This is a genomic window from Tenacibaculum adriaticum (assembly GCF_008124875.1).
GTDB classification, from domain to species: Bacteria; Bacteroidota; Bacteroidia; order Flavobacteriales; family Flavobacteriaceae; genus Polaribacter; species Polaribacter adriaticus.
Window position 1 is genome coordinate 65,925 of sequence record NZ_VNIA01000001.1, and the last position, 24,254, is coordinate 90,178.

Consider the following 24,254-nt stretch of genomic DNA (forward strand, 5'->3'; position numbering starts at 1 on the left):
TTAAAATGAAAAAGCAACCAAAATTAACAGTAGTAGGTGCTGGCCCAGGTGATATTGAATTAATCACCTTAAAAGCTATAAAAACATTAAAACAAGCAGACGTTGTTTTATACGATGCCCTAGTTAACATTAAACTTTTAAGCTATGTTCGTAAAAATACTGAGTTAATTTTTGTAGGAAAACGAAAAGGTTGCTACCGTTATCAACAAGAACAAATTAATGAATTGATTGTTGCTAGAGGTTTTTCACATGGTCATGTAGTTCGTTTAAAAGGAGGAGATCCTTTCATTTTTGGTCGTGGAGCTGAAGAGATGGAGTATGCACAAAAAAATGGATTAGAAGTAGCAATGGTTCCTGGTATATCATCATCATTAGCTGTTCCTGCATATCAAAATATACCATTAACAAAACGTGGTAGCTCAGAAAGTTTTTGGGTTATTACAGGCACCACAAAACAGCACCAATTATCAAGTGATGTAGAGCTCGCTGCTAAGTCTAATGCTACCGTTGTTATTTTAATGGGAATGGGAAAATTATCAGAAATAATTAATCTTTTTAAACAAGAAGGTAAAAACAAACTTCCTGTAGCTATTATTCAAAACGGTACTACACCGCAAGAAAAAATAGGAATTGGAACAGTAAACACCATTGAAAAAGTGGTAAAAGATAACCATCTTAGCAATCCTGCAATTATTGTTTTAGGAAGTGTAGTAAATCATCGACAAAAATTATTAAACGTTCAACAACAAGTTGAGATCAAAGATGTTGTTTGAAATGAGTGAAGAAAGAAACAACCTATATCCAGTTTTTTTAAAAGTTAAAAATTTAGAAATCTTGATTGTTGGTGGCGGATTTGTTGCTGAAGAAAAGCTTCATTTTTTACTAAAATCAAGTCCAGAGGCTAATGTAACTATGGTTTCTCCTTTTTACAGGGAAAAAACTGAGATTTTAGCCAAAAAATCAAATATTCATATAATTTCCGATGGTTATAACGAAAAATACATTGATGGAAAACATATCGTTATTGCTACTACAGATAACCCTAACGTTAATATTCAAGTTTATAAAGACTGTAGGGCTCAAAGTAAATTAGTTAATGTCGCAGATAACCCACCCTACTGCGATTTTTACATGGGAGGAATTGTTACCAAAGGAAATGTAAAATTGGCCATCTCAACCAATGGAAAATCTCCAACAACTGCTAAAAGATTACGTCAGTTTTTTGAAGAAGTTATCCCTGAAAACATAGATGATTTAGTTAAAAATTTAAACGAATATAGAAAAACAATTAAAGGCGACTTTGAACAAAAAGTTGAAACTCTAAATGAATTCACCAAAAGTTTAGTGGCTAAAAAAAAGTAAAAATGATACAAACAGATATATTAATTATAGGTGCAGGACCTACTGGATTATTTACCGTTTTCGAAGCAGGATTATTAAAATTACGTTGTCATTTAATTGATGCATTACCTCAACCTGGTGGACAATGTTCAGAAATTTACCCGAAAAAGCCCATTTATGATATCCCTGCTTATCCAGAAATTTTAGCAGGAGATCTAACCAAAAATCTACTAGAACAAATTAAACAATTTGAACCAGGATTTACCTTAGGTGAACGCGCAGACACTATTGAAAAACAAGATGATGGTAGTTTTATTGTAACCACTAACAAAGGAAACAAACACCACGCTCCTATTATTGCTATTGCAGGAGGCTTAGGTAGTTTTGAACCAAGAAAACCCCCCATTCAAAATATTACAAATTTTGAAGATAAAGGAGTTGAGTATATAATTAAAGAACCAGAATTATACCGTGATAAAGACGTAGTAATTGCTGGAGGAGGTGATTCAGCATTAGATTGGTCTATTTTCTTAACAGATGTTGCAAAATCAGTTACTTTAATTCACCGTAGAAACGAATTTCGTGGCGCTTTAGATTCTGTAGAAAAAGTTCAAGAATTAAAAAATTTAGGAAAAATAAAGTTAATTACACCTGCTGAGGTTAAAGGTGTTTTAGGAGACGACCACGTAACTGGAGTGGTTGTTGAACAAAAGGGAAAGGAACCATATATAATAGATACAGATCACTTTATACCGTTATTTGGATTAGCTCCAAAATTAGGTCCCATTGGAGATTGGGGTTTAGAAATTGAAAAAAATGCAATTAAAGTGAACAATGCTTTAGATTATCAAACAAACATTCCAGGAATCTACGCCATAGGAGATGTAAATACATATCCTGGAAAATTAAAATTAATTTTATGTGGTTTCCATGAAGCAACATTAATGTGTCAAAGTGCGTTTCAGCGTATTTTCCCAGATAAAAAATATGTAATGAAATATACAACAGTAGGTGGCGTAGATGGTTTTGATGGCACACGAAAGGAAGCACCAAAAGCAGTAGTTAAAGCAATAGAATAATGGAACAAGAGTGTGGTTTTCGTAATTGCTACCAAGAAAAGCATTATTATTTCGCTTTGCTAATTCAACAGTTATACATAAATTAGAAAAAGTATATATTTTTATTAGATCTCTTTTTAAAAATAAAAAAATGATAACAAAAAAAATAACAGATTTTGTAGGTAATACCCCTTTAGTAGAAGTTACAAATATTTTCAATAAAAAAAATGTTCACTTACTATTAAAATTAGAGGGTAATAACCCAGGTGGTAGTGTTAAAGACAGAGCTGCATATTATATGATCTCTGAAGCAATTAAAAGAAAAAACATTAAAAAAGGAGATACTTTAGTAGAAGCTACAAGTGGAAATACAGGTATAGCTCTTGCTTTAATGGCAAAAGTATTAGGTGTTAACATGGTGTTAGTTATGCCTGAAAATGCAACAATAGAAAGAGTAAAAACGATGAGGGCATATGGTGCAGAAGTCATTTTAACTCCTGCTTCAATAGGAATGGAAGGTGCTATTGATTATGCGCTTGAATTAAAATATAAAAAAGGATATTTTAGATTAAATCAGTTTGATAATTTAGATAATCCAAAAGCACATTATTCCACAACTGGTCCGGAAATCTGGAAAGATACCGAAGGAAAAATTACTCATTTTGTTTCTGCTATGGGAACCACAGGCACTATTACAGGAGTATCCAGCTACCTAAAAGAACAAAATAAAAATATTAAAATAATTGGTGTACAGCCCAAAGATGGAGCTAAAATACCTGGTATAAGGAAATGGCCAAAAGAATATTTACCCGCTATATTCAAACCTGAAAAAATAGATATGATATTAGAAGTTAATGAAGAAGAAGCAAAAACAATGACATTAAAGTTAGCACAACAGGAAGGTATTTTTTCTGGTATAAGTAGTGGTGGTGCAGTTGCCTCTGCTCTCAAAATAGCTAGCTCTATAGACGAAGGAGTTGTAGTTGCTATTATTTGCGATCGAGGAGACCGTTATTTATCTTCAGATATTTTTAATTAAATTATTAAATCAAAAAAAAAGTTCGTTAATTTGTAACCAAATTAGTTCATTAATTTATTGATGTTATCAAGAAAGGTGGAGGGATTAGACCCTTTGAAACCTTAGCAACCCTTTGTAAAAACAAAGAAGGTGCTAAATTCTACTGCATTTGCAGAGAGATAACGGAAAGAATTTTACTTCTCTTTTCCTGATAACACTATTATTTATATATCAGGATGTCAAATATTTATTCAGAAATACAAAAACGAATTCTCGTACTCGATGGGGCTATGGGAACCATGCTTCAGCAATATAATTTTACTGAAGAAGATTTTCGCGGCAAGCGATTTAAAGAACACCCCAGTTCTTTAAAAGGAAACAACGATTTATTATCAATTACACAGCCAGAAGCAGTAAAAGAAGTACATCGAAAATACTTCGCCGCAGGAGCAGATATTGTAGAAACCAATACTTTTTCTGGGACTACAATCGCTATGGCAGATTACCAAATGGAAGATTTGGTCTACGAACTCAATTATCAATCAGCTAAAATCGCCAAAGAAGTCGCAGATGAATTCACAATTAAAGAACCTCATAAACCGCGTTTTGTTGCAGGATCTATAGGGCCTACTAATCGAACTGCAAGCATGTCTCCAGATGTAAATGACCCAGGCTATAGAGCTGTAACTTTTAACGAACTTCGTATAGCTTACAAACAACAAGCAGAAGCTTTACTAGATGGAGGTTCAGATATTTTATTAGTAGAAACCGTGTTTGACACCTTAAATGCTAAAGCTGCTTTATTTGCTATAGAAGAAGTAAAAACGGAACGAAATATTGATGTTCCTGTAATGGTCTCTGGAACTATAACAGATGCCTCTGGAAGAACATTATCAGGACAAACAGCAGAAGCTTTTTTAATTTCAATTTCCCATATTCCGTTATTATCTGTCGGCTTTAACTGTGCTTTAGGAGCAAACTTAATGCAACCTCATTTAGAAGCTATTGCCTCTAAAACAAATTTCGCTATCTCAGCACATCCTAATGCTGGGTTACCTAACGCCTTTGGTGAATATGATGAAACCCCTAATGAAATGTCTATACAAATAGAAGAATATTTAAAAAAAGGTCTTATCAATATTATAGGAGGTTGTTGCGGTACAACACCAAAACACATTACGGCCATTGCAGAATTAGCAACTAAATATGAACCCAGAAAAATAAAAGAAGCTGTATATGGAGAGTGAGTGTATAAAATATATGAAATTATCTGGCTTAGAGCCATTAATAATTACTCCCGAAAGTAATTTTATTAATGTTGGTGAACGCACAAATGTTGCTGGTTCTCGCAAATTTTTACGATTAATAAAAGAAGAACAATTTGATGAAGCTTTAGCTATTGCTCGTCACCAAGTAGATGGAGGTGCTCAAATTATCGACATTAATATGGATGATGGTTTAATTGACGGGAAAGAAGCCATGGTTCGTTTTCTAAACCTAATTGCTGCCGAACCCGATATTTGTCGTGTTCCTATTATGATTGATAGCTCTAAATGGGAAATTATTGAAGCAGGTTTACAAGTTGTACAAGGTAAATGTGTTGTAAATTCAATCAGTTTAAAAGAGGGAGAAGAAAAATTTATTTGGGAAGCTACACAAATTAAAAGGTATGGTGCTGCAGTAATAGTAATGGCTTTTGATGAGATAGGACAAGCTGATAATTATCAAAGAAGAATTGAAATAGCAGAACGATCTTATAAAATATTAGTAGATAAAGTAGGCTTTCCTTCTGAAGACATTATTTTCGATTTAAATATCTTCCCTGTAGCTACAGGAATGGAAGAGCATCGAAAAAATGCGATCGATTTTATAGAAGCAACACGTTGGGTGCGTCAAAACTTGCAAAATGCAAGTGTTAGCGGAGGTGTAAGTAATGTTTCTTTTTCATTTAGAGGAAACAATACGGTTCGAGAAGCAATGCATTCTGTATTTCTATTTTACGCGATACAAGCAGGTATGAATATCGGAATTGTAAATCCAACAATGTTAGAAGTATACGATGATATTCCGAAAGATTTATTAGAGCATATAGAAGATGTAATTCTTGATAGACGAGACGACGCAACCGAACGTTTATTAGATTTTGCAGAAACAGTAAAAGGAATTAAAAAGAATGATTCTACAAAAAATTTAGAATGGCGTAGTTTACCTTTACAAGAAAGAATTACACACGCATTAGTAAAAGGAATAGATACTTTTATTATAGAAGATTCTGAAGAAGCTCGGTTAAGTGTAGCAAGACCTTTACATGTTATTGAAGGACATTTAATGACTGGAATGAATGTAGTTGGAGATTTATTTGGTGCTGGTAAAATGTTTTTACCTCAAGTGGTAAAATCTGCTCGTGTAATGAAAAAAGCCGTTGGATACTTAAACCCTTTTATTGAAGCCGAAAAAGGAGAAAAACAAAAAGCATTAGGGAAAATTTTAATGGCAACTGTAAAAGGAGATGTACATGATATTGGTAAAAACATTGTCTCGGTCGTATTAGGATGTAACAATTATCAAATTGTCGATCTAGGCGTAATGGTTCCTCCAGAAAAAATTATAGAAGCTGCAAAAAGAGAAAATGTTGATGCCATTGGTTTAAGTGGATTGATAACTCCTTCTTTAGATGAAATGGTTTATTTAGCCAAAGAAATGGAGCGCCAAAATTTTGAAGTTCCGTTGCTAATTGGTGGCGCAACAACTTCTAAAGCCCACACCGCAGTTAAAATAGATACTCAATATAAAAATGCAGTAGTTCATGTAAATGATGCTTCAAGAGCAGTAACAGTCGTTGGCGACTTATTAAACGAGAACACAAAAAACGAATATGTAGCCAACTTAAAAAAAAACTATGAAGAATTTCGGGAGAAGTTTTTAAAAAGAGGAAAAACCAAAACCTATATTTCTATTGAAGAAGCTCGTAAACGCAAGTTTAAAATAGATTGGAAAACATCAACCATCAAAAAACCGAAAGAACTAGGAATACAAACTTTACAACAAATAAGTTTAAAAGAATTAATTCCATATATAGACTGGTCTCCATTTTTTCGTTCTTGGGATTTACACGGAAAATTTCCCGATATTTTAACAGATGAACTTGTGGGTGAACAAGCTACAAGCTTATATGAAGATGCTCAAATAATGCTCCAAGAAATAGTCACGAAACAATTACTAAAACCGAAAGGAATTTTTGGCTTATTTGAAGCAAACACAATAAACGATGATGATATCTCTATTCAGAAAAAAGGAAAAGAAATTACAATTTTTAGAACCCTTCGTCAGCAATTAAAAAAGCGTGATGATAAACCAAGTTTTGCCTTAGCAGACTTTATTGCTCCGAAAACAACTAACAGAACTGATTATATGGGAGCTTTTTGTACAGCAATTTTTGGTGCTGACGAGTTAGCAAATAGATATAAAGCACAAGAAGACGATTATAATGCAATTATGGCACAAGCTTTAGCAGACCGTTTTGCAGAAGCCTTTGCTGAATATTTACATCACAGAATAAGAACTAAACATTGGGGCTATGCAATAAATGAAAACCTAACAAATGAAGATTTAATTAAAGAAAATTATAAAGGTATTCGTCCTGCTCCTGGATATCCTGCGTGCCCAGATCATTTAGAAAAAGAGACTATTTGGCAATTGTTAAACGTAAAAGAATCTATTGGTGTTACACTTACCGAAAGTTTAGCAATGTGGCCCGCTGCTGCTGTTTCTGGGTATTATTTTGCCAATGAACAAGCTAAGTATTTTGGATTAGGAAAAATAATGGATGATCAAGTGGAAAATTTTGCTAAAAGAAAAAATATTTCTTTAGATAAAGCACGTAAATGGTTGCATCCCAATATTACAGATAATTAACTTAATAAAATGTAGTTGCGCTAGCGATTGCATTGGCACCCCTTTTTTTAGCTATTACTTTAACAAAGCTGTAACTAAAAAAATATAATATAAAGCGTGCGCCTTGTGGTAACACCAAAAAAATAATTAATAATAAAAAGTCCTTTAATAAGGATTCAGAAACATGAAAGTAACAGAACATATAAAGAAAGCTAACGGCAACACCTTGTTTTCTTTTGAAATTTTACCCCCATTAAAAGGACAACACATTCAATCTGTTTTTGATAATTTAGATCCACTAATGGAGTTTAAACCTCCATTTATAGATGTAACATATCATAGAGAAGAATATACCTACAAAGAGCAAGAAAATGGTTTGTTAAAAAAACAAGTGGTAAAAAAACGACCTGGAACAGTAGGGATTTGTGCCGCAATTCAAAATAAATATCAAGTAGATGCCGTTCCGCATATTTTATGTGGTGGCTTTACCAAAGAGGATACTGAGAACTTTTTAATCGATTTAGATTTTTTAGGAATTAACAATGTGGTTGCTTTGAGAGGTGATGCTGTAAAAAGTGAGACGTATTTTAAAGCAGAAAAAGAAGGACATAAATATGCTAGTGATTTGGTAAATCAAATTCAAGATTTAAACAACGGATTGTATTTAGATGATGCCTTATTAAATTCATCAAAAACTGATTTTTGCATCGGCGTTGCTGGATATCCTGAAAAACATATGGAAGCGCCAAGTTTAGATAGCGACATCCATTTTTTAAAAAAGAAAATAAAAAAAGGTGCCGATTATATTGTTACACAAATGTTTTTTGACAACCAGAAGTATTTTGATTTTGTGGAAAAATGTAGGGAAGAAGGAATAACTGTTCCCATCATTCCTGGCTTAAAACCTTTATCAACCAAAAACCAATTAAATTTAATTCCACATCGTTTTAAAGTTGACTTACCAGATGAATTAATTAAAGAAGTAGTTTCTTGTAACGATAATAAAGCTGTAAGGCAGGTTGGTATAGAATGGTGTATATCTCAAAGTAAAGAATTAATACAAAAAGGAATTCCTGTTTTACATTACTATAGTATGGGAAAGAGTAGTAACATAAAAGAGATTATAAAAAAAGTATTTTAATTTATAGTGATTAATCTATATTCGTATATTGGCAGAATATAAGTTAAATCAATAGAACAATAATTAAAACAAATTTCATAAAAATTGGTTTGGTCAAATATTTGTTTATTTTTGTTGACTTAAATACGTGATTTATAAATTAAAACATAAATAAAATGGCATTAGAAATTACAGACGCGTCTTTCGAAGAATTAGTATTAAAATCAGACAAACCTGTATTGGTTGATTTTTGGGCAACATGGTGTGGTCCTTGTAGAATGGTTGGACCAATCGTTGATGAAATTGGTAAAGAATACGAAGGTAAAGCAATCGTTGGAAAAGTTGACGTAGATGCTAACCAAGAATTTGCAGCAAAATATGGTGTAAGAAACATTCCTACTGTTTTATTATTTAAAAATGGAGAAGTTATTGCTAAACAAGTGGGTGCAGCTCCCAAAAAATCTTACACAGAAAAATTAGATGCAGCTTTATAATAAAAAAAGCTTGTAATCCTAAAAAAGGTTTGGCAATAGCCAAACCTTTTTTTATTTTCGATATCTATGGTTGATCTTAGTAATCTTAATTCTGCCTCGGAAATTAAAAATCTTGACATACTTGCAAAACAAGTTGTTGAAGGTTTTATTACCGGAATGCATAAGAGTCCATTTCATGGTTTTTCTGTTGAGTTTTCTGAACACAAACTATACAACAAAGGTGAAAGTACACGCCATATAGATTGGAAATTATTTGCCAAAACAGAAAAACTTTACACCAAAAAATACGAAGAAGAAACCAATTTAAGATGTCATATTATTATTGATAATTCTGCATCGATGCACTACCCTATTGTTAAAACACAATCAATCAACACTCTAAATAAAATTGGTTTTTCAGCCGTGGCATCTGCATCATTAATAGAAATTTTAAAACGACAGCGTGACGCGGTTGGTTTAAGTGTCTATTCCGATACATATGAGTATTATGCTCCCGAAAAAGGAAGTGAACGACATAGAAAATTACTGATTAGTCAATTAGAAAGCTTATTATCCTCTCCCACAAGCTCATCTACAGAAACATATCAGTATTTACATGAAATAGCTGAGAAAATTCATCGTAGGTCGTTAATTTTTCTATTTACAGATATGTTTCAAACCTCTAAAAATCAAGAAGAATTATTTGATGCGCTACGCCATTTAAAATACAATAAACATGAAGTTGTTCTTTTTCATACTTATGATGGAAAGTATGAATTTAATTTTGATTTTGACAATACCCCTAAAAAATTTGTTGATGTAGAAACTGGAGAAGAAATTAATTTATACACCGCTACAATTCAAGAAAAATACACAAACTTAGTCTCTGAATATTTCAAAGAACTAAAAAACAAATGCTTACAATATAAGATTGATTATATACCTGTAGATATTCATAAAGGATTCAATGAAGTTTTAACAACCTACCTTGTAAGTAGGAGAAAAAATTTATAATTTTTTTTAAAAAAAGTTTTGCAGAAAGAAAAAAGGCTCATATATTTGCATCCGCTTAGAGCAACGGTCTGGTAGTTCAGCTGGTTAGAATACATGCCTGTCACGCATGGGGTCGCGGGTTCGAGTCCCGTCCAGACCGCAAAAAGCTTCTCAAAATTTGAGAAGCTTTTTTCTTTTTTACGACCTAAATTATTTAAAATACAAACCCTTTAATTACGTCGAAAATTGTTTTAATCACTTTATTCTTAAAATGACCTAAACTTATTTTAGACACACCTACCTTATGCAACGCTTTCATATGAAGTAAATCTTTTTGCGCGTTTAATAACCACTCAAAATCTTCTAAAGTTAATTTTCCTTCTGCTAACAAAAGTGTCCATCGTTCTAATCGATCTCTAGATTGTTTCAAAATCTCATCAATATCCTTCACAGATTCGCTTTTAAACTCCGAATATTTCTCTTTAAAAAGAGTTAAAAGAACGTTTTTTAATTCTTTGAGTATTTTTTCAAAATCTATCATGTTTAATTTTTTGAAATTATATCAAGTAATCTAGCTTTAAATTCAGGTTCTTTTTTTGCTTCATATTGAATTAACAAGTCCATCGCCTCTTCATTAATTTTTTTTGCTTCTTCAATAAAATAAGAACTCAATTTTTCTTTCTCTTTCCATCGTTTAAAAAAACCTGCTAGTAAATTTTTATCTTTATCAGAAAGCAACAACCACATTTTGTAGGTTACCTCATTATTCGGCTTATACTTTTCATACGCTACTATCTTTTCAATTTCCAATTCCAATTCGTCCACTTCATTTGAATATTGCTGATACTGTTCGGTTGCTTTTTCCATTAACTTTAAAGCTTCAATTTTGATTTCTATAGATTTCTGATAAGAATACTGATCAAAAACAGCAGTCTTAAGAGCGTTACATCCTAAAAGAATTACAGAAATTGAAAAAACTAAAAAAATTGATTTTAAAAATCTCATAACTAACTACTATTAAATTAGTTAAATTTAAATAAAATTCTATTATTAGAAGAATTAAACATATTATTAAATTGACACGTAAAAATCAACTGCATAATATTTGTTTATTTCAATTTAATGTTTAGATTTGCTTTTCAACAATTATTACAATGATGTTACAAAACGTTTGGCAAGGTTTTTATTTTTACTTTTATTTTTACAATAAGAGCGGAGACTTTGTATACGTTAGGTAAATTAAAATACTAAACTATTAATATAAAGTCTCGATAATTCGAGGCTTTTTTTTTATATAATAATGAAAATAATAGCCATTCAAGGAGTTGAAGGAAGTAATCACCATATTGTTGCTAATACTTTTTTCAAACACAACTTTACTCTCGACAAATGCATGTCTTTCGATGCCTTGGTAGATAGTTTATTAACGCGTAAAAGTGAGATTGGTGTAATGGCTTTAGAAAACTCCATAGCTGGCTCTATCATTCCAAATTATGCTTTAATTGACTCTAATAACCTACATATTATAGGTGAACATTATTTAAAAATCAGTATGAACTTTATGGCTTTAAAAGGTCAAAAAATTGAAAACATTACTGAAGTGTATTCGCATCCAATGGCATTGCTGCAGTGTAAAAATTACTTTAAACAATATCCGCATATAAAATTGATTGAAGATAAAGATACAGCGGAGGTTGCTGAAAGAATTCAAAAAAATCAATTAAAAGGAATTGCAGCTTTAGCTAGTAAACAAGCTGCAGAAATTTTTGATTTAGAAATTTTAGCCGCAGACATACAAACCATTCAAAATAACGCTACCCGCTTTGTAATTGTACAAACATCAAATTCAGTTATTTCTAAGGAAGAAATTAACAAAGCCTCTTTAAAATTTGAATTAGATCATAAACGGGGAAGTTTAGCAGCTGTTTTAAACGTTTTAAGTGATTGTAAATTAAATCTAACAAAAATTCAATCATTACCAAGAATAGAAACTCCATGGAAATATTCGTTTTTTGTGGATGTTACTTTTGATGCATATGATAATTATGACAAGGCAAAATCGATTATGCAAATTATGGCAGAGGATTTTAAAATATTAGGAGAATATAAAAACGGACGTATATGATACAATTTGCTAACCGATTACAAACCGTAGAGGAATACTATTTTTCAAGGAAATTACGTGAGGTACGTCAGTTAATTTCTGAAGGAAAACCTATAATTAACATGGGAATTGGAAGTCCTGATTTACTTCCTCCTACTTCAGTAATTGAAGTTTTAAAAGGGAGCTTAACTGACACAAACACCCATAAATATCAAAGTTACCAAGGTTTACCCGAGTTCAGAGAAGCGGTTGCTAATTTTTACTCAGATAAATTTTCGGTTTCAGTAAATCCAGATTCAGAAATACTTCCTTTAATGGGAAGCAAAGAAGGAATTTTACATATTTCATTAACAATTTTAAATGAAGGAGATGAAGTCTTAATTCCAAATCCCGGATATCCAACATACACCTCTGTAACCAAATTAGTGGGAGCAACTCCTATTTTTTACGATTTAACTGAAAAAAATAATTATCAACCTGATTTTTCAGCATTAGAAAAATTAGATCTTACAAAAGTAAAATTGATGTGGGTAAACTATCCACATATGCCTACAGGGGCAAAAGCTTCGAAAGAAACTTTTGAGAAATTGATTACTTTCGGGAAGAAACATAATATTTTGATTGTAAACGACAATCCCTATAGTTTTGTTTTAAATGATAATCCACAAAGTATTTTAAGCGTAGATGGGGCAAAAGATATCGCCATCGAGTTGAATTCATTAAGTAAAACCTTTAACATGGCAGGTTGGCGTGTGGGAATACTCTTAGGAAATCAAGAATTCATCAACCAAATATTAAAAGTAAAAACACAAATGGATTCTGGTATGTTTTACGGAATTCAAAAAGGTGCGATTGAAGCCTTGAAAACTTCAGCAGAATGGATTAAAAATCAGAATGAAGTCTATCAAAAAAGAAGAGAACTCATCTGGAAACTTGCAGAAAAATTAGATTGTACCTTCAATAAAAATAATTCAGGAATGTTTGTTTGGGCAAAACTGCCCGAAGGAAAAGAAGCCGAAAGAGTTGTAGATGATTTGTTATATGGGAAAGATATTTTTATCGCTCCAGGAACAATTTTCGGAACAAAAGGAGATGGGTATGTTCGATTTTCGTTATGTGTTTCTGAAGAAAAAATAACCGAAGCAATTAATAGGTTTTAAGATGAATGTATTTGTAATAGGTCTAGGATTAATTGGAGGAAGTTTATCTTTAGATATTCAAGAGCATTTTGTGGATGCGAAAATTTACGGAATTGATGTAAGTGAAAATCACTTACAAGAAGCTTTAGAAATTGGAATCATTCATGAAAAAGCAACATTTTCTGATTTAGAAAAAGCAGATGTTGTAATTGTTTCTATTCCAGTTGATGTTCAGTTGCAGGTTATTCCTGAAGTTTTAGATATAATAAATGATGATTGTTTGTTGATTGATGTTGGTTCTACCAAAGAAATGATTTGCACTGTTGTGGCAAATCATCCGAAGAGAAGAAACTTTTTAGCAGCGCATCCAATTGCTGGAACAGAATTTTCTGGACCCAAAGCAGCAATAAAAGGTTTGTTCAAAAACAAAACTAATATTATTTGCGAAGTAGAAAAAACAGCCTTTAAACTACAAGAAAAAGCATTAGAAATTTTTTCAACATTAGGAATGAGAATCCGTTATATGGATTCAAAATCGCACGATAAACATATTGCGTATGTTTCTCATTTATCGCACATAAGTGCATTTATGTTGGGAAAAACTGTTATCGAAAAAGAAAAAAATGAACGTGATATTTTTGATATGGCAGGAAGTGGATTTGCATCTACAGTTCGTTTGGCAAAAAGCTCACCAGCAATGTGGACGCCAATTTTTGAACAAAATAAAACAAATGTTATAGAAACTTTAAATGAATATATTATCAATTTACAACAATTTAAAGAGCTGATGGAGAACGATAATTTTCCTGAAATTTATAACGAAATGAAAAACACAAATTACATAAAGCAAATATTAAACGGCATAAAATAAAAGCCAAAACAATTAGAATAATGGAGAATACAAAAGAATTAAGAACATGGTTGGATGATATGAAATTAAATCATCCACTAGTAATAGCAGGGCCTTGTAGTGCAGAAACCGAAGAACAGGTTTTAAAAATTGCACACGAATTAAAAGATTCTGATGTAAATTATTTCCGTGCAGGAATTTGGAAACCAAGAACGCGTCCAGGTATGTTTGAAGGTGTTGGAGCAATCGGTTTAAAGTGGTTGCAAAAAGTGAAATCAGAAACAGGAATGAAAACCTGTACAGAAGTTGCCAATGCAGCACATGTAAAATTAGCGTTAGAATATGATGTGGATTTACTTTGGATTGGAGCAAGATCTACAGTTTCGCCATTTATTATGCAAGAAATTGCAGATGCTTTACAAGGAACAGATAAAATTGTATTGGTTAAAAATCCAGTAAATCCAGATTTGGCTCTTTGGTTAGGTGGAATTGAGCGTTTATACAAAGCAGATATTAAAAATTTGGGCGCAATTCACAGAGGGTTTTCAACATACGAAAAAACGAAATATAGAAATATCCCAGAATGGCAATTGGCAATTGAGTTTCAAAACAAATTTCCAGATTTACCATTAATTAACGATCCTTCTCATATCACTGGAAATAGAGATATGATTTTTGAAGTTTCTCAAACTGCTTTAGATTTAAATTTTGATGGATTGATGATTGAAACACATTTTGATCCAGACAACGCATGGAGCGATGCTGCTCAACAAGTTACTCCAACTACGTTAAAGCAGATTATGCAAGATTTAAAAATTAGAAAAGAGACAAACACAGAGGCAGATTATAAAAATTCTTTAGATAATTTACGTGCTCAAATTAATGTTGTTGACAACCAATTAATAGAAATGTTGGGTAAAAGAATGAAGGTTGCCGATGAGATTGGGAAACTAAAAAAACAGAAAAATGTTGCTGTTTTACAAACAAAACGTTGGAACGAAATTCTTGGAAACATGATTTTAGAAGGTGAAAGTAAAGGTTTAAGTGAAGAATTCATCTTAAAAATGTTTAAAGCAATTCATCAAGAAAGTATCAACCATCAAGAAAAAATAATTAATTCATAAAAATAAGTTCCCGCTTTTGCGGGAATTTTTTTATCCTCATCTTTGTTATATGACAGGAACGGTTTATAAATCAACAGGAAGTTGGTATTGGGTAAAATCTGGAGACGAATTTTATAATTGTCGTATTAAAGGAAAATTTCGTCTTAAAGGAATTAAAAGCACTAATCCAATAGCTGTGGGAGACAAAGTAGAATTTTCTTTAGAAACCAATAACGATGAAGTAACAGGCGTAATTACAAAAATCTTTGAAAGAAAAAATCACATTGTTCGTAAATCGGTAAACTTATCTAAACAAACGCATATTATAGCTGCCAATATTGATCAAGTTTTTTTATTAATTACCATAAACAACCCTCCTACTTTTACCACTTTCATCGATCGTTTTTTAGTTACTGCTGAAGCCTATTCAATAAAAGCAATTCTTGTTTTTAATAAAATTGACACTTATGAAATTGAAGAACGTGCAGAAATTTTATATTTAAAAGACATTTACGAATCCATTGGTTATGAGTGCATTGAAGTATCTGCCGTAACCGGTAAAAATGTAGATAAGATAAAAAAAATGATGCTTGGTAAAGTAAGTATGTTTTCTGGTCATTCGGGGGTTGGTAAAACTACTCTGTTAAATACTCTTGAACCATCATTAAATTTAAAAACAAAAGAAATTTCTGAACAACACAAACAAGGTCAACACACCACCACTTTTGCCGAAATGTTTGATTTAAGCTTTGATGCGCGAATAATCGACACTCCTGGAATTAAAGGTTTTGGTGTGGTGGATATGGAAAAAGATGAATTAGGTGATTATTTTCCTGAGTTTTTCGCGTTAAAACAGCACTGTAAATTTAACAACTGCATTCATGTTAACGAACCACAATGTGCTGTAAAAGAAGCTTTAGAACGTGAAGAAATTTCTTGGTCCCGTTACAAAAGCTACCTTCAAATTTTAGAAGGAGAAGAGGAACATTACCGAACGGATGTTTGGGAATAACAATCAAAAAAAAGAAGAATATGAAAGCTGTTATTCAGCGAGTTTCAAAAGCTAGTGTTACTATTAAAAATAAAAAAGTTGCCGATATTCAACAAGGATTATTAATTCTTTTAGGTATCGAAGATTTAGACACAATGGAAGATATAAATTGGTTATCAAAAAAAATTGTAAATCTTAGAATTTTTAATGATGAAAATAATATCATGAATAATTCGTTGTTAGAAATACAAGGTGATGCTATTGTAGTAAGTCAGTTTACACTACATGCATCTACTAAGAAAGGGAATAGACCAAGTTATATTAAAGCTTCTAAACCAGAATCTGCAATACCTATGTATGAAAAGTTTATTACTCAAATAGAGAACGTTTTAGGTAAGAAAGTAGAAACTGGTGAATTTGGAGCTGATATGAAAGTAGAATTATTAAACGATGGTCCTGTAACAATTATAATCGATTCAAAAGACAAAAAATAATTCCACGGAAAATAAATATTTAATATATTTGCCATGGAAAATATATTTAATCCATAATCAATTTTAAAAACAAATGAAAAAACTAATTTTATCCCTAGTAGTATTTGCATCAGTATTAACTGCATGTAAATCAGAAAAAAAAGAAAAAGTGGAAGTTAAAGAAGAAGTTGTAGTTGAAGAAACTGTAGCTGCTGAAGAAGTTGCTCTTGACAATGTTAATGTTGAAACTTCTGTATTAACTTGGAAAGGAACTAAGCCAACCGGAGCACACGAGGGTACAGTTGCTTTAAAAAGTGGTTCTTTAGTAGTAGAAGAAGGAACCGTTAAATCTGGAGAGTTTGTTGTTGATTTAAATACAATTAAATGTACTGATTTAGGTGATTCTGAATACGGACAAAAATTAATAGGACATTTAAAAAATGCTGATTTCTTTGATGTTGAAAAATACCCAACTTCTAAATTTGTAATTACTTCTGTTGAAAATAAAGACGATAAATTAGCTGTAACAGGTAACTTAACTATAAAAGATGTTACTAAAAGCATTACTATTCCTGCGACAGTATCTGAAGAAAACGGAGTTGTAACTTTTAAAAGTGATAAATTTAATATCGATAGAGCTGATTTTAATGTAAAGTATGCTTCTAAAAAATTCTTCGACAATTTAAAAGATAAATTTGTTGATGATTTAGTAGAACTGTCTTTTGAAGTAAAAGCTACGAAATAATTAAACTTATTATTTTATAAAAAAAAACCGAGCAAATGCTCGGTTTTTTTTATAAAATATAATTATCTACTTCAAACAAATTTTTAAAGTGTTTTAATATTTTTTCTTTCACCTCATCTGTAGGTATTTTTCTACCCAATTCAGACTCCATCGAAGCAACAGCTTTTCCACGAATTCCACACGGAATAATATTATCAAAATACCCTAAGTCAGTATTTACATTTAAAGCAAAACCATGCATGGTAACCCATCGGCTTGTTCTAATTCCCATCGCACAAATTTTACGTGCAAATGGAGTCCCCACATCTAACCAAACGCCTGTTTCTCCTTCACTTCTTTCTCCTTTTAATCCATATTCATCAATAGTTAAAATAATAGTTTCCTCTAACAATCGTAAATATTTATGAATATCAGTAAAGAAATTTTCTAAGTCTAAAATAGGATACCCAACAATCTGCCCAGGACCATGATATGTGATATCTCCTCCTCTATTTATCTTATAAAAAGTTGCTCCTTTTTCTTTTAATTGTTCTTCGTTGAGTAATAAATTGCTCATATCTCCACTTTTCCCTAATGTATATACATGTGGATGCTCAACAAAAAGAAAGTGATTTTTTGTTTGGATTGAAGATTCATTTCTTCTGTTTTGAATTTTTAAGTCGACAATACTTTGCAGTAAATCAGCTTGATAATCCCAAATATATTTGTAATCTTTTTGAGATAAATCCTGCAAATAAACATTTTTATTCATACTTTTGCTTAATTATTTCATTTTTATTGCGATTATCATAACGTAGAAAAACACTTTTTTTACCCCGAAACAACAAAAATATATGAAAAAAATTACATTGTTAGCTTTCTTTATGCTTTCTTTATGCATAAATGCTCAAGAATTATGGAAAAAAACAAAAGGTAATGAAAATATTAATGGTATCTCAACGCATAAGTTAGATAGTGATAATTTCACTATTGTTAACTTAAATTTATTAAAATTTAAGTCTTTAATTACTAATTGCCCTAAAAGAGGATTAACTTCAGGTAATTTAGTTACTATTCCTGATGAAAAAGGAAATATTGAGAGATTTGAAATTTTTGAAAATCCTATTCTTGCTCCTTCATTAGCCGCAAAATACCCTGAAATTAAATCGTACATAGGTGTAAACAAAAAAAATGGAGCTACTCTAAGAATGAGTGTATCACAAAAAGGTGTGCAAACTATGGTTAGCTACAAAAACAAACCAACTGTTTTTATACAACCAGTAGAAAACAGTACTGAAAAATATGTGGTTTATAATAGGTTATCTAAAACTAGCCTACCTAAAGAAGAATTCATTTGTTCTACGGCAGATGAAATTGTTTCTAAAGACAACATAAAAGACTCTTATAGCAGAGATGCAAATGACCAAACTTTGCGTAAGTTTAGATTAGCGATGTCTGTTAATGGAGAATATACAACATATCATGGAGGGACAGTTGCTGGAGCTTTAGCTGCAATAAATGCAACTATAACTAGAGTAAATGCTGTGTTTGAAACTGATATGGCAGTAACCTTTGAAGTACAAGATTTTCCAGAATTGATTTATACGGACCCAGCCACCGACCCTTATTCAGGTTCATTAAGTGCTTGGAATGTTGAATTGCAAAACACTTTGACAAATACGATAGGTAACGACGCTTATGATATCGGACATATGTTTGGTGCTTCCGGTGGTGGCGGAAACGCAGGATGTATTGGTTGTGTATGTGTAGATGATACAACTTCCATCAATGATGAAAACAAAGGAGCAGGAATTACTTCTCCTGCCAATGCAATTCCAGAAGGAGATACTTTTGATATAGACTATGTTGCCCATGAAATTGGACATCAAATGGGGGCAAACCATACATTTTCTCATAATACAGAAGGCACAGGCGTAAATGCAGAACCAGGTTCTGGTTCTACAATTATGGGGTATGCTGGTATTACAGGCTCTAACGTACAGCAAAATAGCGATCCATATTTTCACTATCATAGTATTCGTCAAATTTTAACAAATTTAGAAACTCAGACATGTTGGCAAAATAATAGTCCTATAAATTTAACAAATAGCCCTCCTGTAGCCAACGCAGGTAATGATTATATAATACCTGGAGGCACTGCTTTTGTATTAAGAGGAGATGCTACTGATGCTGATAGCAGTGATAATTTAATGTATTGCTGGGAACAAACAGATAGTGGCCAAGTTACAGCAAGTCAGTTTGGCCCTACAAGAGAAGTAGGAGCTCAAGCAAGATCTTTGTCTCCTTCTCCTGATTCAGACAGATATATACCAAAATTAAGCCGTGTAATTGCAGGGCAATTAACAGAAACCAACCCCAGCTCTGGTGATGATTGGGAAACTGTTTCTCTGGTTGATCGGGAACTAAACTGGGCTTTAACTGTGCGAGATAGAGAACCAACAGCTTTAGGTTTAGGAGGACAAACCAGCTATGACACTATGAAAATAACTGTTGATACCACTGCAGGACCATTTATAATTACTTCTCAAACCACTAATGAATTATGGGATGTTGGATCAACACAAACTGTTACTTGGGATGTTGCTGGCACAGATTCAGGCGCAGTTAATACGACAACTGTAAACATAAAAATGTCCGTTGATGGTGGTATAACATTTCCTTATATACTAGCTAGTAATGTACCTAATGATGGGAGTCATGAAATAATCACGCCTGCTACAGGTGGTGATACAACCTCTGCCAGAATTATGGTAGAAGGTAACGATAACATCTTCTATGCAGTAAATTCATCTAACTTCTCAACACAAGAATCTGAATTCGCTTTAACTATTGATAATCCAACTTTAGATGTTTGTAAACCTAATGATGCTGTTTATCAATTTACTTATAAAACATTTTTAGGTTTCACAGGTACTACGACATTTTCTGCAGATAATTTACCTGCTGGGGCTACAATTACATTCAACCCTGTTTCTGCAGTAGATAATAACACACAAGTAACTGCTACAATAACAACTACAGATGCTGCTAAAGCTAGCTACCCAATAATTTTAAAAGGAACATCTGGTAGTATTGTAAAATCCATAAATGCTACCTTAAATATATTTGATGATAGTTTTGACCAATTAACATTAACTTCTCCAACAGATGGAATTACAGGAGAACTTTTATCTCCCTTACTTAATTGGGTAGAAGACAACAATGCTACATCATATGACATAGAGTTAGCAATTGATAGTAACTTTGCAAGTATTGTTGCTAATGGTAATGTAACAACTAATTCTTATACCGTTCCTACAATTTTAGAGTACACTACTAGATATTACTGGAGGGTAAAACCTAAAAACAATTGTGGTGAAGGTTCTTTTTCTAACATTTTTAATTTTACTACAGAAGAACCCTCATATTGTAGTTCAACTTTTACACAGTCTAATGGAAGCGAATACATTTCTAATGTTACTTTCAATACCATTAATAATGATTCAGGAAATGATCACGATCCTGATGCAGATGATGGTTATCAGGATTTTACCAATATTTCAACCATAGTTCAATCTGGAGAAACCTATCAAGTGAGCGTTACATTTGATGCCAAAACCTTTAGAGACCATTGTTTTGTTTTCATTGATTGGAATCAAGACTATGTATTCAATATAGATGATGAAAGATATGATTTAGGCACAATATCTGGAAGTATTGTTACTGGAACCATGGACATTACTGTTCCAGAAAATGCAGTAAACGGATCTACCAGAATGAGAGTTATTATTGAATACACCAACCCAAATGAAGATAGTTACGGAGAAGGTGCTTGTGATGAAGATCAAGGAAGTGAGTGGGGAGAAACAGAAGATTACACAATTGTTGTGGATAACCCAGCATCCGTTAAAGACTTTTCTTTTAATAGCTTTAGCCTTTATCCTAATCCTTCAGAAGGAAAATTTAACTTGAGATTTGAAGTTTTAAATACAAATAAAGTTTCTCTTAAATTATTTGATATCAGAGGACGAATGATAGAGCAAAAAGATTATAAAAATACTTCATCTATTTTCTCTGAAGAATTAACATTTGACAAAATTAATGCTGGATTATATTTATTACAAATTCAAAACGGCAATAAACAAACAACCAAAAAACTAATTATTAAATAACCATACCTTTTATAAAGCAAAAAAGCGAACTTAAAAAGTTCGCTTTTTTATTGATTAATAATTAAATTACAAATTATACTTTACACTAAAAGTTGCATAACGTGGTTGTATTATATACGCTGACGTACTATTAAAAATAGTATTTGTATCGTCTTGATTCAAAGATTTTGTATTTAATAAATTAGTCATTCCAATTTTATATTCCCATTTACTATCTTTCTTCTGATAGGTTAAATCTGCATCCCAAAAACTATAAGTATTTAGTGTTTTTTCTTCATTTCTATAGTTATTATATGTATATTTTGTATTGAAAACTAAATCGTTTGTAATAAACGCATCAAAATTTATAAATGGACTATGAGTAGTAAACGTGTTTATATTCCCTCCTTGATCATACTTATTAATACTTACGTTGTATCCAACATCAAAGTTAGGGGCATCTCTAAAGTTAGAACTTAAACGAGTTCTATACAATTGTGTAAACGAATTTGATTCTCTGTTTTCATTTGTGTTTGTCTCGCTTGAAAAAAATAAGTTATTAGATTTTGAATATCCTACATTACCTCCTAATGATAATTTAAATTTTCGATAACTTTTTTGAAAATTAGCATTCGCTGAAATACTTTCATCTGGAAAAACCGAATTAATTGATGTTGAAGTTTGATCTACCCCATTAAACTCAGTTAATCCTTTTACAGCATCAATTCGTTTGTTATAATTAATGTTAGCAAACACATTTGTATAATTAAACATGTTAAAACTGAAATAGCTTAAACTAATATTATGAGAAAGCGCACTTTCTAACTCTCGGTTACCAGAATACAATCGATTGTAATTATTAAAGACGTACCCTTCTGCAACACTATTAATATCCGTAAAACTTACTTGTTGACTATAATTTAAACGTAATGTTTCTGATTTTTTTAACGCAACTTTAATCGAAGCATCAGGTAATAATTTAGTGAAATTATTATCAAACGATGTCCCTAATTGTATGTTTTCTGCTGAATATTGATGTAAAGTAAATCCTTGATCAAAGGTGAATATTCCTGTTATAAATTTATAATGCAATCCGCCAAAATAATCATTGAAAGTATACTCAACATCGTTAATTACATTTGTATTATTAATATTTTGTTGGTTTCCGTTATCTAAAACTTGGAAAACATCAGAATTAAATTGCTGGGTACTTAGAGTACTTCCTAAACTAAAATTCAAATTACTTTTAGCATTTAACACGTAATAATAATCAATTTTTACATCTAACTTGTTTGTCTTTACTCGTTTGTTTTGCGAAACATCAAACAACGTTTGGGGAGACGTTAATCCTAATTGATCAGCAAATGATAATTCTGCTAATTTTGCATTGTAAAATGGATCTTCGTTCTGCCATAAATGTTGCGCTTCAAAAGAAAAAATGTTTTTATCATTTAACGTATAATAATAATTTGCATTTTGACTGATTGAAAACGGATTTTGTGAAGAAACCTCATCAATAGGAACTGTAGTATTTGCTCCATTTACAGTTATTCTATTTGAAGTAAAATTTTGATATTCGTTTTGATCAGAAACTTTTATAAAAATATCATAATCAAATTGATTGTTTTCATTCTTTTTATAGCTAGAACTCAACTTTATCAACCCTAAATTACTTTTTTGATTTGTGGAACTCTGAGTTGTTTCTGTTTCTATAGCGTCTGGATTATTTTCTTCTGGATTGATATAATTCCTGGTTGTATTTTCTTCCATATCCGTATTAGTTCCTGAATAAATGGCAAACCCACTTAAGTCCCAATTCTGCTTAGGTGAGTAACTAAAATTTACGGCACCAAAACGCGTTTCAATTTCTTTAGCCTTATCATTTCTCATAGTTAAAAAACCAATATCCGAAGAAGCTACATTAAAACTTGTACCGCGACCTCCACCTCCTCTAAATCCACCAGTAAACTTAAAATAATCACGACGAGTAAATGGTATTTCTCCAATATTATTAAAGTCTGAAATTACATTTACACTATATTTTGGATTGTAATAAAATAATTTAGGATGTACTAAATAACGTTCATCTTGCATACCTAAACCAACTCCAGCAACTACTTCTCCAAACCAAAAATTTTTCTTTCCTTCTTTCAACTTCAAATTGATAACAATGTTATCTTCATTATCAGTAACTCTGCTCATTTGACTAACTTCACTATGATTTTTTAACACCTCTACTTTATCAATAGCATTGGCAGGAATGTTTTTGACAGCCAATTTAGAATCTCCATCAAAAAAATCTTTCCCTTCTACCATTACTTTTTTAACCGTTTTTCCTTCCACTTGAATTTCACCATCATCATTTACCTCAACGCCAGGTAATTTTTTTAAAACATCTCCTAATTTTTTTTCTGTTCCGCTTTTAAAAGAATCAGCATTGTACACAATAGTATCTCCTTTAACTGTAACTGGCATTTTAGAAATAATTTCAACCTCATCTAATGTTTCATCTAATTCAAGAATAATATCTTTTAAAAGATCAGATTCTTGTGTAACTATAGTTAGATCTGATGTTTTCATACCTACATAACTCGCTTTAATAGAATATGTCGCATTCTTCTTTAAATTAAGTTTATAATTACCATAAGAATCTGTAAACCCATAAGAATCTAACTTTTTAGTGTTATTATTAATAGCAATTAAATTTGCCATTTCTAATGGATTACCAGTACTATCTTTTACAACTCCTGATAGTTTAATTTGCGCATTGGTAATGTTAGCAATCATAATGACTGCGAGTAGTAATAGTTTTTTCATTTTTT

General features: G+C 31.6%; 21 protein-coding genes, 1 tRNA gene and 1 riboswitch. Of the genes, 18 read left to right on the forward strand and 4 right to left on the reverse strand.

Features of this window, described 5'->3' with window-relative positions:
* The first annotated feature begins 5 nt into the window (after positions 1 to 5).
* The 10 genes from cobA to C7447_RS00410 all read left to right on the forward strand — a co-directional run bounded on the left by cobA (position 6) and on the right by C7447_RS00410 (position 10,057).
* A complete protein-coding gene (cobA, locus tag C7447_RS00365; RefSeq protein ID WP_148868200.1) occupies positions 6 to 773 on the forward strand; it encodes a uroporphyrinogen-III C-methyltransferase in 768 nt (255 codons plus the stop codon).
* A gap of 1 nt (position 774) precedes the next feature.
* Positions 775 to 1,362, forward strand: coding sequence for a precorrin-2 dehydrogenase/sirohydrochlorin ferrochelatase family protein (locus tag C7447_RS00370; protein WP_148868201.1), 588 nt, complete (start codon positions 775 to 777; stop codon positions 1,360 to 1,362).
* 2 nt (positions 1,363 to 1,364) lie between these two features.
* Entirely contained in the window at positions 1,365 to 2,420 is a 1,056-nt protein-coding gene (locus C7447_RS00375) for an NAD(P)/FAD-dependent oxidoreductase (protein WP_148868202.1), read from the forward strand.
* 130 nt (positions 2,421 to 2,550) lie between these two features.
* Positions 2,551 to 3,438: a cysteine synthase CysM gene (gene cysM, locus C7447_RS00380; protein ID WP_148868203.1), complete on the forward strand. Its 888-nt coding sequence runs from the start codon at positions 2,551 to 2,553 to the stop codon at positions 3,436 to 3,438.
* Between the two features lie 60 nt (positions 3,439 to 3,498).
* A riboswitch (SAM riboswitch) is annotated at positions 3,499 to 3,603 on the forward strand.
* Between the two features lie 50 nt (positions 3,604 to 3,653).
* On the forward strand, positions 3,654 to 4,664 hold the full coding sequence (locus C7447_RS00385) for a homocysteine S-methyltransferase family protein (protein WP_148868204.1): 1,011 nt from the start codon (positions 3,654 to 3,656) through the stop codon (positions 4,662 to 4,664).
* A 13-nt stretch (positions 4,665 to 4,677) separates the two neighbouring features.
* A complete protein-coding gene (metH, locus tag C7447_RS00390; RefSeq protein ID WP_394343747.1) occupies positions 4,678 to 7,332 on the forward strand; it encodes a methionine synthase in 2,655 nt (884 codons plus the stop codon).
* 163 nt (positions 7,333 to 7,495) lie between these two features.
* A complete protein-coding gene (metF, locus tag C7447_RS00395) occupies positions 7,496 to 8,452 on the forward strand; it encodes a methylenetetrahydrofolate reductase [NAD(P)H] (protein ID WP_148868206.1) in 957 nt (318 codons plus the stop codon).
* Positions 8,453 to 8,607: 155 nt separating this feature from the next.
* Positions 8,608 to 8,925, forward strand: a complete 318-nt coding sequence (gene trxA, locus C7447_RS00400) for a thioredoxin (RefSeq protein ID WP_148868207.1) — start codon at positions 8,608 to 8,610, stop codon at positions 8,923 to 8,925.
* Positions 8,926 to 8,991: 66 nt separating this feature from the next.
* Positions 8,992 to 9,918 carry a DUF58 domain-containing protein gene (locus C7447_RS00405; protein WP_148868208.1) on the forward strand — a complete coding sequence of 309 codons (927 nt, stop codon included), beginning with the start codon at positions 8,992 to 8,994 and terminating at the stop codon, positions 9,916 to 9,918.
* A 65-nt stretch (positions 9,919 to 9,983) separates the two neighbouring features.
* Positions 9,984 to 10,057 (forward strand) — tRNA-Asp (locus tag C7447_RS00410).
* 54 nt (positions 10,058 to 10,111) lie between these two features.
* Here C7447_RS00410 and C7447_RS00415 read toward each other — a convergent pair.
* Together C7447_RS00415 and C7447_RS00420 are read right to left on the reverse strand one after the other, a co-directional pair.
* Entirely contained in the window at positions 10,112 to 10,438 is a 327-nt protein-coding gene (locus C7447_RS00415; protein ID WP_246142996.1) for a hypothetical protein, read from the reverse strand.
* Between the two features lie 2 nt (positions 10,439 to 10,440).
* Positions 10,441 to 10,902 (reverse strand): hypothetical protein, encoded by a 462-nt coding sequence (locus C7447_RS00420; RefSeq protein WP_148868209.1) that lies wholly within the window; start codon positions 10,900 to 10,902, stop codon positions 10,441 to 10,443.
* Positions 10,903 to 11,197: 295 nt separating this feature from the next.
* On the opposite strand from C7447_RS00420, the gene C7447_RS00425 reads away from it, so the two are divergent.
* From C7447_RS00425 to C7447_RS00455, 7 genes are all read left to right on the forward strand, one after another.
* The gene (locus tag C7447_RS00425; RefSeq protein ID WP_394343748.1) at positions 11,198 to 12,022 is read left to right on the forward strand and encodes a prephenate dehydratase; all 825 of its coding nucleotides are present in this window, start codon (positions 11,198 to 11,200) and stop codon (positions 12,020 to 12,022) included.
* A complete protein-coding gene (locus C7447_RS00430) occupies positions 12,019 to 13,161 on the forward strand; it encodes a pyridoxal phosphate-dependent aminotransferase (protein WP_148868211.1) in 1,143 nt (380 codons plus the stop codon). The genes C7447_RS00425 and C7447_RS00430 overlap by 4 nt, the downstream gene beginning before the upstream one ends.
* A 1-nt stretch (position 13,162) precedes the next feature.
* Positions 13,163 to 14,011: a prephenate dehydrogenase gene (locus tag C7447_RS00435; protein ID WP_148868212.1), complete on the forward strand. Its 849-nt coding sequence runs from the start codon at positions 13,163 to 13,165 to the stop codon at positions 14,009 to 14,011.
* Between the two features lie 20 nt (positions 14,012 to 14,031).
* On the forward strand, positions 14,032 to 15,114 hold the full coding sequence (locus tag C7447_RS00440; protein WP_148868213.1) for a bifunctional 3-deoxy-7-phosphoheptulonate synthase/chorismate mutase type II: 1,083 nt from the start codon (positions 14,032 to 14,034) through the stop codon (positions 15,112 to 15,114).
* Positions 15,115 to 15,163: 49 nt separating this feature from the next.
* Positions 15,164 to 16,105, forward strand: coding sequence for a ribosome small subunit-dependent GTPase A (gene rsgA / locus C7447_RS00445; protein ID WP_148868214.1), 942 nt, complete (start codon positions 15,164 to 15,166; stop codon positions 16,103 to 16,105).
* A gap of 20 nt (positions 16,106 to 16,125) precedes the next feature.
* Positions 16,126 to 16,578 carry a D-aminoacyl-tRNA deacylase gene (dtd, locus tag C7447_RS00450; protein WP_148868215.1) on the forward strand — a complete coding sequence of 151 codons (453 nt, stop codon included), beginning with the start codon at positions 16,126 to 16,128 and terminating at the stop codon, positions 16,576 to 16,578.
* Between the two features lie 73 nt (positions 16,579 to 16,651).
* Positions 16,652 to 17,302, forward strand: a complete 651-nt coding sequence (locus C7447_RS00455) for a YceI family protein (protein WP_148868216.1) — start codon at positions 16,652 to 16,654, stop codon at positions 17,300 to 17,302.
* A 49-nt stretch (positions 17,303 to 17,351) separates the two neighbouring features.
* On the opposite strand, the gene lipB is transcribed toward C7447_RS00455, so the two are convergent.
* The gene (gene lipB, locus C7447_RS00460) at positions 17,352 to 18,053 is read right to left on the reverse strand and encodes a lipoyl(octanoyl) transferase LipB (RefSeq protein ID WP_148868217.1); all 702 of its coding nucleotides are present in this window, start codon (positions 18,051 to 18,053) and stop codon (positions 17,352 to 17,354) included.
* Positions 18,054 to 18,135: 82 nt separating this feature from the next.
* Here lipB and C7447_RS00465 point away from each other — a divergent pair, with 82 nt between their 5' ends.
* Positions 18,136 to 21,453 carry a reprolysin-like metallopeptidase gene (locus C7447_RS00465; RefSeq protein WP_148868218.1) on the forward strand — a complete coding sequence of 1,106 codons (3,318 nt, stop codon included), beginning with the start codon at positions 18,136 to 18,138 and terminating at the stop codon, positions 21,451 to 21,453.
* A gap of 66 nt (positions 21,454 to 21,519) precedes the next feature.
* Here C7447_RS00465 and C7447_RS00470 read toward each other — a convergent pair whose 3' ends face one another.
* Positions 21,520 to 24,249 carry a TonB-dependent receptor gene (locus C7447_RS00470; protein WP_148868219.1) on the reverse strand — a complete coding sequence of 910 codons (2,730 nt, stop codon included), beginning with the start codon at positions 24,247 to 24,249 and terminating at the stop codon, positions 21,520 to 21,522.
* Positions 24,250 to 24,254: the final 5 nt, after the last annotated feature.